At 62.6% G+C, this 10,791-nt stretch carries 8 protein-coding genes and 2 pseudogenes; 5 read left to right on the forward strand and 5 right to left on the reverse strand.

All coding sequences use genetic code 11. The annotated features are described in order from the left end of the window. A pseudogene (locus tag A2J01_RS06350) lies at positions 1-111 on the forward strand (tRNA (uridine(34)/cytosine(34)/5-carboxymethylaminomethyluridine(34)-2'-O)-methyltransferase TrmL); the annotation flags it as partial. A 6-nt stretch (positions 112-117) separates the two neighbouring features. On the opposite strand, the gene A2J01_RS06355 reads toward A2J01_RS06350, so the two are convergent. The 3 genes from A2J01_RS06355 to A2J01_RS06365 all read right to left on the reverse strand — a co-directional run bounded on the left by A2J01_RS06355 (position 118) and on the right by A2J01_RS06365 (position 6,460). After that, positions 118-4,302 carry a bifunctional nitrate reductase/sulfite reductase flavoprotein subunit alpha gene (locus A2J01_RS06355; protein ID WP_064112333.1) on the reverse strand — a complete coding sequence of 1,395 codons (4,185 nt, stop codon included), beginning with the start codon at positions 4,300-4,302 and terminating at the stop codon, positions 118-120. A gap of 180 nt (positions 4,303-4,482) precedes the next feature. Next, positions 4,483-5,316: a DUF3626 domain-containing protein gene (locus A2J01_RS06360; RefSeq protein ID WP_007727410.1), complete on the reverse strand. Its 834-nt coding sequence runs from the start codon at positions 5,314-5,316 to the stop codon at positions 4,483-4,485. A 7-nt stretch (positions 5,317-5,323) separates the two neighbouring features. Beyond that, on the reverse strand, positions 5,324-6,460 hold the full coding sequence (locus tag A2J01_RS06365; RefSeq protein ID WP_007727411.1) for an FAD-dependent oxidoreductase: 1,137 nt from the start codon (positions 6,458-6,460) through the stop codon (positions 5,324-5,326). A 74-nt stretch (positions 6,461-6,534) separates the two neighbouring features. On the opposite strand from A2J01_RS06365, the gene A2J01_RS06370 reads away from it, so the two are divergent. Then, entirely contained in the window at positions 6,535-7,215 is a 681-nt protein-coding gene (locus A2J01_RS06370; protein WP_007727412.1) for a TetR/AcrR family transcriptional regulator, read from the forward strand. Positions 7,216-7,227: 12 nt separating this feature from the next. Here the strand turns inward: A2J01_RS06370 and A2J01_RS06375 are convergent, their stop codons facing one another. Next, positions 7,228-8,139 carry a LysR family transcriptional regulator gene (locus A2J01_RS06375; RefSeq protein WP_030535095.1) on the reverse strand — a complete coding sequence of 304 codons (912 nt, stop codon included), beginning with the start codon at positions 8,137-8,139 and terminating at the stop codon, positions 7,228-7,230. Positions 8,140-8,230: 91 nt separating this feature from the next. Between A2J01_RS06375 and A2J01_RS06380 the strand changes: the two genes are divergently transcribed. Then, entirely contained in the window at positions 8,231-9,316 is a 1,086-nt protein-coding gene (locus A2J01_RS06380) for a TDT family transporter (RefSeq protein WP_042449826.1), read from the forward strand. 74 nt (positions 9,317-9,390) lie between these two features. Next, positions 9,391-10,032 carry a dihydrofolate reductase family protein gene (locus tag A2J01_RS06385; RefSeq protein ID WP_064112331.1) on the forward strand — a complete coding sequence of 214 codons (642 nt, stop codon included), beginning with the start codon at positions 9,391-9,393 and terminating at the stop codon, positions 10,030-10,032. A gap of 47 nt (positions 10,033-10,079) precedes the next feature. On the opposite strand, the gene A2J01_RS06390 is transcribed toward A2J01_RS06385, so the two are convergent. After that, positions 10,080-10,388, reverse strand: a complete 309-nt coding sequence (locus A2J01_RS06390) for a rhodanese-like domain-containing protein (RefSeq protein ID WP_064112332.1) — start codon at positions 10,386-10,388, stop codon at positions 10,080-10,082. Positions 10,389-10,473: 85 nt separating this feature from the next. Between A2J01_RS06390 and A2J01_RS06395 the strand changes: the two are divergent. After that, positions 10,474-10,791 (forward strand): annotated as a pseudogene (locus A2J01_RS06395) (CPBP family intramembrane glutamic endopeptidase); the annotation flags it as partial.

A 10,791-nucleotide genomic window follows, 5' to 3' on the forward strand; every position in this document is an offset into this window, starting at 1 on the left:
CGCCTGCGTATCCCGATGCTGCCCGGACGCCGGTCCCTCAACCTGTCCAACGCTGCCGCCCTCGTGACGTACGAGGCCTGGCGTCAGCACGGGTTCAAGGGCGCTGTCTGATCGACGTCAGTAGACGTCCCGGACATAGCGCTTCTCCGCCGAAAGAGCCTTCACGTATGCCTCGGCACTGCGAGGAGCCAGTTTTCCGTGTTGAGCGACCACCCCGTTGAGGGCACTGTCGACGTCCTTGGCCATCCGGTTGGCATCGCCGCAGACGTAGAAGTGCGCTCCCTTCTGCAACCACTCCCACAGCAGCGCACCCCGCTCACGCATCCGGTCCTGCACGTAGACCTTGTCGGCTTGATCCCGGGAAAACGCGAGGTCGAGTTCGGTGAGGAATCCGTCTTTCCGCAATTCTTCGATTTCTTCGCGGTAGTAGAAGTCGGTCGCGGCGTGCTGTTCTCCGAAGAACAGCCAGTTCGGGCCCGTGTGCCCCAATGCCCGCCGCTCATGCAGGAAGGCACGGAACGGTGCAATGCCGGTCCCCGGACCGACCATGATCATCGGGGTCTCGGGATCGGAAGGTGGCCGGAAGTGGGTCGACTTCTGCACGTAGATACCGATGTCGTCATCGTGAGCGTGGTCGGCGAGGTAAGTCGAGCACACTCCACGCCGTGGGACACCCGCAACGTTGTATCGCACCGCGGACACCGTCAACTGCACTTCGCGTGGGTTCTCCTTCGGACTGGAAGATATCGAATACAGCCGCGGCTGAATCGGTTTGAGCAGCGAGAGCCATTCGTCGGTCGAGGCACGAACGGGCGACTGCGCGAGAATGTCGACGGACTGTCGTCCCCACGACCAGTCTTTGAACGTGGAGACATTCTCCGGCTTCAACAACTCGGCCAGGTCCGAATCGCGGGTTCGTTGATGCACGAATCGAATCATGTCGGTCGAGATTCGAGTGATCTCCAGGCGCTCGGTGAGCGCGGTACGCAGCGTCATTTCCCCGTACTGCCCCAGTTCGACGGTCTCGTCACCGTCGAGGCCAGTAAGGGTGAGCCACTCGTCGACGAACGGAGAGCTGTTTCGGGGCCAGACTCCGAGAGCGTCGCCGGCTTCGTAACTGACCGTGTCACCTGGAAGGTGAAAGCCCAACTGCCGCACGTCTTTGGAAGAACCCGGACGGTTGAGCACGACATTGCGCGTCAAGGCTGTGGTCAGTGGCGCCTTCTTGTTGTACTGCAGCGGCGCCGGCATCGCCGGTGAAATCGGCGGGGTTGCAACGGTTGTCCCAGAATTCTTCTTTGCAACGACGACGTCGGCCGTCTCACCAGCCGCCGAGCGCTGAAGTTCAGCCGTGACAGAGTCCAGCCATCCAGCAGCGGTGTCCTCGAAATCGGGCTCACAGTCGGCGCGATCGACGATACGACTGGCCCCCAGTTCAGCAAGGCGGGCGTCAAGCTTTCGTCCATGCCCACAGAAGTCGTCATAGTTCGAGTCGCCGAAAGCGATGACTGCATACCGTGTCTCGGCCATGCGGGGCGCCGTGTCAGCAGCCAACGCATCCCAGAAACCGCTGCCGTTGTCCGGGGATTCGCCGTCACCGGAGGTACTGGTGATCAACAGGACCTCTCGGGTGGCCGCCAGGTCGGCGGCCTGGAACTCGTCCATTGCATGCATCACCACGGGCAAGCCAACTTCCCCAAGGCGAGCAGCGCAGGCGGCGGCAAATTCTTCCGCATTTCCGGTCTGCGATGCCCAGAGCACCACGATCGGCGCGCGTTCTGTCGCAATGCCCGGAGCCGAGGACAACGCGGGCCCGTCGGTGTCAGGGAGCGCGGTTCGCGAGTACAGGCCGGCCAGAACACCGTCGACCCACATCCGCTTTTCGGCGTCGAACGGCGCCGTCGACGGCAACGTCGGGACCCCGGCAGTGCGATCGGCGTCCGCACGCAACGCGGCGAGAAGACCGGCCAGGTAGCTCTGCTGGAGCGCATCGAATACCACTGCAGGTGTTCCTGTTTGACCGATGACATCCGCGAGGACATCAGTTCGCGACAAAGCCCGATCAGCTGGCGCGGAAGCCACCAGCGGCGCCTCGGCGAGCACTGTTTCAGGTGTGTTCACGGCGACCTTCGTCATAGTGACAGCGCAGGCTTTGAACTCCGGTTGCTGCGAGGCAGGGTCGATGGCGTCGTTGGTGACGGCGTTGATGGACAGATATTCACCGAAGGCGTCGTTCCAGTGAAATGGGGCAAAGCAGTTCCCCGGACGCACTCGGTCGGTGACAACAGCCGGAAGCACAGCGCGACCGCGGCGTGAGGCAACCTCGATCGCATCCTGGTCGACGATGCCGAGCCTGGCGGCGTCGTCGGGATGGATCTCGACGAAGGGACCTGGGTTGAGCTTGTTCAACTTGGCCACCTTGCCGGTCTTGGTCATGGTGTGCCACTGGTGCGCGAGACGACCGGTGTTGAGCAGGAAGGGGTAGTCGTCGTCGGGCATTTCGGCGGGAAGCATGTGCGGCCGTGGGAAGAACATCGCACGGCCAGTGGCGGTGGGAAATGCGAGCCGCGGAGTGCTGCCGTCCTCGCGGATCAGGAGCCTTTGACTGACACCGTCATTGACGTATCGGATGGGATGACGGTCCTGATCACTGTCTGGCGGGCATGGCCACTGAATCGATGTCTTGCGGAGGCGCTCGTAGGTGACGCCGCGTAAGTCGTAGCCGGTCTTCGGATTCCAGAACTGCTTGATCTCTTCGAACACCTCTTCGGCACAGGTGTAGGTGAACGCTTCGGCGTACCCCATCTCGCAGGCGATCCGGGCGATGATCTGCCAATCAGGCAGCGCCTGCCCAACCGGATCCAGTGCCTGCTGAAAGAGCGTCAGGTTGCGTTCGGAATTGATCATCACTCCGTCGGACTCTGTCCACAGCGAAGCAGGCAGCAGAACATCGGCGTATTCGTTGGTCTCGGTGCCCAGGAAAGCATCCTGGGTGATGACGAGGTGGGCCTTCTCCAAGCCGTCGATGACGGTCTTGCGGTTGGCTACCGTCGCAACGGGATTGGTGCAGATGATCCAGCACGCTTTGATGTCGCCCGCCGCCATTCGGGAGAACATGTCGATGGTGCCACCGCCGATGTCGGTGCGCAGCGAGCCCTGCGGGATCCCCCATCGGTCCTCGACGAAGTCGCGATCGGCGTCGACCATCACGGCGCGCTGACCTGGCAAACCTGGCCCCATGTAGCCCATTTCACGCCCACCCATGGCGTTCGGCTGACCGGTCAACGAGAACGGACCGCTGCCGGGCTTGCAGATCGCACCGGTCGCGAGGTGAAGGTTGCAGATGGCGTTGGTGTTCCACGTGCCGTGGGTGCTCTGGTTCAAACCCATTGTCCAACAGCTCATCCAGTTGGCGGCCTCACCGATCCACTGCGCTGCCGTGTGGATGTCGGCTTCGGAGATACCGGTGATCTCGCTGACCTTCGCAGGAGTGTACTCCGCGAGGAAACTGGGCATGACCTCCCAGCCTTCGGTGAAGTCGGCGATGAAGTCCGGATCGGTGTGGCCGTTTACGACGAGCAGGTGGAGTAGTCCGTTGAGTAGCGCGAGATCGGTGCCGGGAGCGATCTGCAGGAACAAGTTCGCCTTGTCGGCGGTGGCGGTGCGTCGAGGATCGACGACGATCAACTTCGCGCCCGCCTTGACCCGCTCCTGCATTCGAAGGAAGAGGATCGGATGGCAGTCCGCCATGTTCGCGCCGGTCACGAAGAACACGTCGGCATGTTCGAAGTCCTGATAGGAACCGGGCGGTCCGTCGGCCCCGAGCGATTGCTTGTATCCGGTGCCGGCACTTGCCATGCACAGTCGGGAATTCGATTCGATCTGATTGGTCCCGATGAAGCCCTTGGCCAGTTTGTTCGACAGGTACTGAGCTTCGAGTGACATCTGCCCGGACACGTACAACGCAAACGCGTCGGGACCGTGCTCGTCGATGATTGCCCGCAGGCGCTGGGCGGTGTCAGTGATGACTGCGGCCATGTCCGCCGCTTCGATCGCATCACCTCGGCGCGGACGGCGATATGCAGATTCCATGCGCCCCGGGCCTGCGAGCATGTCTGCGGTCGTGGTGCCTTTGGTGCACAGACGCCCGAAGTTGGTGGGATGTGTCTTCAGACCGGAAGACTTCGCAGCCTTCCGACGTCCCGTCTCCGGATCGGTGATGATGTCGAGGACAAGACCACAGCCGACCCCGCAGTACGCGCAGAGTGTGTCGACACTGGTGGTGGTGAGTTGAGCGCCCATCGATTCATGCATCCCTTCGACCGAGGATCAAGGTCGACTTCTATCTTCGGATGCAGTTGTTTCGGGAGTTCATGCTCGATGTTGCGTATCAATCCCTCTTTCCTCACCGCGCCCTTCGGACCGATGTGCGGTCCCGGGACCGGCGGTCGTCGACGGGCAGCTGTACGCGAATGCCCAGTTCTACGCTCTGCCGCCGAATCGAGCGATGTAGTGCCAAACCTTCTTGACGTCCTGCGGATCGAAGGATGCACCCCGTGCGAGCCCCAGTACGGCAGGCGTCAGCCGCCTGCCGTGCGCAATTTCTCGGGCAAGGTCGATCACGGCCGCTCCCCGGTATTCGGGATGTTCGGCTATCTCGTCGACATCGACCGCGTATCCCTCGTGCCACAGCACCGGGCACGTGAGCGAGTGGGCGATCTCTTCGATCAGTGTGCCCCGGTAACTCGGATCCAGAACGAGCGCCTCGACGTCCGTTCCGATGTCGACGGCGCCGTGGACGTGCGCCTCGATGTAGTGGTCGAGCGGATCGTCGAGCTCGGCAGCCCGTGCGGCGTCGACCAAGCTCATCGCTTCGGCCGTTCCGAAGAGATCAGGCTCGAAGACGCTGTCGGGAAAGCAGAAGGTGGTGCGGTCGAGTGTGTGCTCGGCAAGCCGGAAGTAGGACGAGCCGAACCGAGGGGATGCCCCGTAGGGATCGGCGGAGAAGTTCAACGCTCCGTACTTCGGCCGTTCCGAGGGCTCTCGCTCGTCGTAAGCTCCGCCGAATATCCGACTCTCCCAACGCCAACGATCGCCGCCGTGATGCGCCGTCAGTCCGCCGTTGCTCGTTCGAGTCTCGAACTGGGTCACATAGGTGCCTTGACGTGCGATCGAGGCCAGTGTCAGACCACGTTCAGACGGGAGGTCCGGATGAAAGTGCAACGTCACCCGGTGATTTCGATCCAACGGGCCGCCCTTCGAGAGACCGCTCACGTGCGCAATCGCGGCAGACCAAGGAGTGGAATCAACAGGCATTCGCCCATTATCCGGATATGGAAGCAGCGCCGGTGAAGAAATCGACCAGTGAATACGGTGTGCCTTCACCGAGGCAGAGATCAAGGATCACGTGCGAGTCCGCGGCCTCGGATGCGCTGCGCACGAACATCGCTTCTTCGTACTCGGCGAGTGCCCCTTCGATGTCGTCGGGGTGCGTGGCGATCGCCTTTCCCAGTTCGGCGCCGTCGAACATCGCCAAGTTCGCACCCTCACCGGACGGGGACATCAGGTGCGCCGCGTCACCGAGAAGCGTCACCCCAGGCACGCGATCCCATCGGTGCTCGTCGGGAAGTGCATGGATCGCGCGCGGAATCGGAGCGGTTTCGCCATCGGTGATCAGCGCCGTGAGTTCCGGTGCCCAACCGTCGAACTCGGCCGCGACCCGCGCTGTCGCAGCGGCGGCGTCGGTGAAATCGATACCGGCAAACCACTCCGCCGGACGGTTCAGCTGAACGTAGGTGTGCACGATGTCTCCCGCCTCTCGATGCGCGGCGATCGCTTTTCCTGGTGCGGGCGCGTACATCGCCCCGTCCCCGACGGCTTCGGCTGCAGCCGAATGCTTCTCGTCGACGTCGTAGAGGTAGGTCTCGACGAACGTGGTGCCGACGTATTCCGGCTTCGCATCGGAGAGCAGCGGCCGGACCTTCGACCAGGCACCGTCTGCACCGACGAGAAAGTCGGTGGTCACTGTCGAACCGTCGACGAAGGTCAACTCGTGGCGATCATCTCCGAGCGAGCGCACAGTGTCGACTTTGCGTCCCCATTCGATCGTGTAGTCCGGAAGGGAATCAATCAGGATTCGACGGAGGTCGCCGCGCAGCACCTCGGGACGTGCTCCCGTGCCGTCGTCGGGTTCGTCGAGGAGCACGGCGGCGTGTTGATCGAGTACGCGCGACGCGGCGCCGCCCGCGTGGATGATCGCGCGGAACTCGTCGGTAAGGCCGGCAGCGTCGAGCGCGGCCTGACCGTTGTGTTCGTGGATGTCGAGTTGACCGCCCTGCGTGCGAGCTTCTGCCGACAGTTCCGCCTCGTAGATCTTCGACCGAATTCCATGAACGTGAAGGACACGCGCGAGGGTCAGACCGCCGAGGCCCGCCCCGATGATCGTTATCGAGTTGCTCATGTTTGTTTCCTTTCAGGCTTCGATTGGAACGTCGTTCCAATGACATCTTGGAACGGCGTTCCAGATATGTCAAGATGGTTCGCATGGCGACCAGGAATCAGCGGACCGAACGACGTACGGATGCGCTCTCGAAGGAGCGAATCGTCGAGGCTGCGATCGAGATCCTCGACGACGAGGGCGAAGCCGCGCTGACATTTCGCGCACTCTCCGCACGCCTGGCAACAGGTAGCGGGGCGATTTACTGGCACGTTGCCAACAAGAGCGAACTGCTCGCCGCGGCGACCGACGACGTCATCGCCCGCGTGACAACCGGTGCAACCGAAGGTGCAGCCCCACGGGAGGCGATCCGGACCATCACCCTCGGCGTGTTCGACGCGATCGACGCCCACCCCTGGGTCGGCACCCAACTCTCACGTGAACCGTGGCAATCAGCGGTGATGCAGATCTTCGAAAGTCTCGGCGAGCAACTCCAGGCGCTCGGCGTTCCCGAATCGGCACAGTTCGACTGCGCGTCCGCGCTCCTGAACTACGTGCTCGGTCTCGCCGGACAGTACGCCGCGGGCGCCCGTCTGCTCCCCCGTGAGACAGATCGGTCCGCTTTCCTCGCGGGCGTCGCCACGCGATGGGAAGAACTCGACTCTGCGAAGTACCCGTTCCTCAATCAGGTGACGGCGCAGTTGCGCGACCACGACGACCGAGAACAGTTTCTGGCAGGCATCGAGCTCATCCTCGCGGGGATCGACACCGTCCGATAGCGGCCGTAGCCGTCAGCGTGAATGAACAGCGGTGTTGGATCCGAGCGCTATATCGAGGAAATCTCTTGCCGCACCGCGCAATCCGCGATCGGGATCCCAGACGGCTTGGAGTCGACGCGGCATCCGCAAGCCGTCGACGTTGACCGCGACCAGTCGGCCGTCCGTCAGGTCGGCGGCAACTGCCAGCGACGACAGAACAGCCGGGGCGTTGCCTGCCACCACCGCAGCCTTGACAGCGGTACACGAGGTGAGCTCGAGCAGCGGCGGCACACAATCGGGAACAGCATTCTCGAGCGTCAGGCGCGTACCGGACCCTGATTCTCGCTGAATCAGCGGTGTGCGTGCGAGTTCCTCGACCGGAACGGGCACACCATTCGCCCAGTCGTGTCCCGGCGGCACAACCACGACGAGGTGATCACGCGCTACTTCGCACGACGCGAGCGCCGACGGCACATCCGGCCCTTCGACAAATCCGATATCGGCCTGGCCGGCCTGAACTTGAGCAGAGACGTCCGAGGAATTGTGCAAGCTCACCGACGCCACGACGTTGGGGAACTTGTGCCGCATCGCGACCGTCCATCCGGGAACCAGATACTCGGCGATGGTCATGCTGGCGGCAACCGTGACGGCAGCATCACGTTCACCGCGAAGTGCGGCAACTCCCGATGCCATTTCCTCGGCACTGACGAGGATGTGACTTGCCCACTCGAGAATCAGACCGCCCTCGGCGGTGGGACGAACACCGGTCGCCGCTCGATCGAACACCTTGATTCCGAGTTGGCGTTCGACCGAACGCACCCGGGCGCTGACCGCCTGCTGACTGAGTCCGTGCTCCCGGCCGGCAGCACCCATGCTGCCCAGACGCCCTACGGAAAGGAGGACGTCGAGGGCACTGAGTTCCGGCACCCGAGGAGACAACGACATAGTCCCAAGATTAGACCCACAAGGCGAGTTTGTGGGCATTCAAGAACAACCGGTCTACCGGTACGGACCGGATGAGACGACAGTGAAATACATGACCACCACAACGAGTTCCACCTTCGCCCACATCACTCCGAACTGGTTCGCGGCAGCGATGGGAACGGGAATCGTGTCGGTGGCCGCCGCTTCGCTCGAACCGGAGATCGAGGGCTTGAAACTGGTCTCCGAGATCTTCTGGGTTCTGGCGGTTCTCGTACTGTGCGCCTTGATCGGAGCATTTGCCACCCATTGGTCACAACATCGATGTCAGGCCCTCGCCTACCTGCACAGCCCCGCGATGTTCCCCTTCTACGGCGCCGTCGCAATGGCACTGCTGACCGTGGGATCCGCAACCGGCATCACCGGCCCGGACTTCCTCGGCCACGACGTGGCGATCACCGTGTCGCTGACACTGTGGACACTCGGCACGGCACTCGGCCTGGTCACCTACGTCGTGATGATGATTCGACTCGTTCGAGATGCCGGGATGGCGACGGCAATGCCGTTCTGGCTCATGCCCGTCGTACCTCCGATGGTCTCGGCCACCACCGGCGCAGCGGTCAGCACCCACATGCCCGAAGGCGCTCCACGCATCGCGGTACTGGTTTTCTGCTACATCCTGTTCGCTCTGGCGCTGACCGCCGCCATCGGCATTCTGGTAGCCGTCGCCAGGCAGTTCGCACGCAACCGTTCGGCCGGCGTCGACGTGATCCCGTTCAATGCCATTCCCTCACTGTGGATTCCGTTGGGCGTGATCGGACAGTCGATCGCGGCATCCAACCTGTTGGCCGCCGCCTCACGGCATGCACTCAGCCCCGAGCATGCCGACACCCTGCACGAATTCGGGATCGCCTACGGAACCGTCGTCGGAATCATCGGCGTGATCGCGTTTGTCACCGTCACCGTCGTCACCATCCACGCACTGCGCCGCGGCTTGGACTTCTCGCTCGGCTGGTGGAGCTTCACCTTCCCCATCGGAGCATGTGCCGTCGGAGCGAATGCCTTCGGAGTCGCCACCGGTTCCACCCTGATCCTGGGAATCGCACTTGCCCTGCTGACCGTACTGATCCCCATCTGGGCAACCGTCGCGGTCAGGACCGTCCGGTCGATCCGCAGTGGAGTTCTACCGGCGGCTGCATGAATTCGCACCGATGAGTTTTGGCTCGCCGTACGGTCTGTACTCACGTAGACCATTGTCGAGAGCAGGAGTACACGGTGAGTCAGTTATTGCGAGTGCAGAATTTCGGCGTTTCGAGTGACGGAATAGCCTGCGGTCCGGACCAGAGCTTCGAGAGCCCGTTCGGCCTGGACCACGGTGAAATGTTTGCGTGGGCAGGAGCTACGGCCAGCTGGCCCAATCGCACCGATCCCGGCGGCAGCCGAGGCCTCGACGACTATTTCACGCGGGACTTCTCCAACAACATCGGCGCCGAAATCATGGGCCGCAACAAATTCTCACCCTACCGCGGCCCTTGGGAGAATCTCGAGTGGCAGGGCTGGTGGGGCGACGAGCCACCGTTCCACACCCCGGTTTTTGTCTTGACCCACCACGTGCGGCCGTCGTTCACGCTATGGGACACGACATTCCACTTCGTCGACGCCGACCCCGCGACGGCCCTCGCGCAGGCACGTGAGGCAGCGCAGGGCAAGGACGTTCGACTCGGCGGCGGAGTCAGCACTATCCGTGAATTCCTCGACGCCGATCTGGTCGACACGATGCACATCGCTGTCTCCCCGATCGAATTCGGATCCGGTCTACGACTGTGGGAGACACCTGACGAGTTACTCGACCGCTTCAACCTCGACGTTGTGCCGAGCCCGAGCGGCGTGACGCACCACCTGTTCTGGCGGAAGTGACGTGTTGGGGCAGCTCCGTAAACGGGAGCTGCCCCAACAGTTACGCACTATTCGCCGGTCTCGACCTGGCGCCCCGACTGGTACCACGCCATCGTTCCACCGGCCACCGAAACGGCATTGATGCCGCGAGCCTGCAGATACTCAGCGGCTTGCAAGCTCCGACCAACGACGGCGCAGATGATGTACACCGTTTCCGCGTCCGGAATTTCACCCACGCGAGAGACGAATTCGCTGAGCGGAATGAGCGTCGCACCGGGAACTCGGACCTGAGCGAACTCGTCGGCCTCACGGACGTCGATCAACGGCTCACCCGCTGCCAAAGCCGTGTCCAGTGCATTCAAATCGACTTCCAACATTTCTTCTGCGCCTGCCTTCGTGTTCGCTGCTGTCCGAATAGACGGTACCCGCGCGTTTTCGTGCAGCTCCCTTTACGATCTGACAATGACCAATACGGTTCCCGAAAAGTCCGGTTTTTGGAGTCGCCCCACCGTGTGGAAAGTGCTCCTGCTGATCGTCGTCTACCTGGCGTTCTATCTTGCTGTCGGGCAGGTTACCTCCAGGGTTTTTGCAGACCAGATCGATACGGACAATGTCGTGGCAAGCGCCTCCAGCATCCTCCTCGGCGTCGCATTGCCCATCGCGATCGGCGGGATCGCCCTGCTGGTTTTCACGACAAAGGTCGGCTGGCTGCGCGGCGTCTTCGGCCCACAACCCATTCGTGGGCGGGGTTGGATGTGGATCGGTCCGATCATCGTGGTC

It is taken from the genome of Rhodococcus sp. EPR-134 (genome assembly GCF_001647205.1).
Lineage (GTDB): Bacteria > Actinomycetota > Actinomycetes > Mycobacteriales > Mycobacteriaceae > Rhodococcus_F > Rhodococcus_F qingshengii.

Bases quoted from the DNA above. Each gene is read 5' to 3' on its own strand.
- A2J01_RS06360 (WP_007727410.1), bottom strand. From the start codon at position 5,316: ATGCCTGTTGATTCCACTCCTTGGTCTGCCGCGATTGCGCACGTGAGC.
- A2J01_RS06355 (WP_064112333.1), bottom strand. From the start codon at position 4,302: ATGGGCGCTCAACTCACCACCACCAGTGTCGACACACTCTGCGCGTAC.
- A2J01_RS06365 (WP_007727411.1), bottom strand. From the start codon at position 6,460: ATGAGCAACTCGATAACGATCATCGGGGCGGGCCTCGGCGGTCTGACC.
- A2J01_RS06390 (WP_064112332.1), bottom strand. From the start codon at position 10,388: ATGTTGGAAGTCGATTTGAATGCACTGGACACGGCTTTGGCAGCGGGT.
- A2J01_RS06375 (WP_030535095.1), bottom strand. From the start codon at position 8,139: ATGTCGTTGTCTCCTCGGGTGCCGGAACTCAGTGCCCTCGACGTCCTC.
- A2J01_RS06370 (WP_007727412.1), top strand. From the start codon at position 6,535: ATGGTTCGCATGGCGACCAGGAATCAGCGGACCGAACGACGTACGGAT.
- A2J01_RS06380 (WP_042449826.1), top strand. From the start codon at position 8,231: ATGACCACCACAACGAGTTCCACCTTCGCCCACATCACTCCGAACTGG.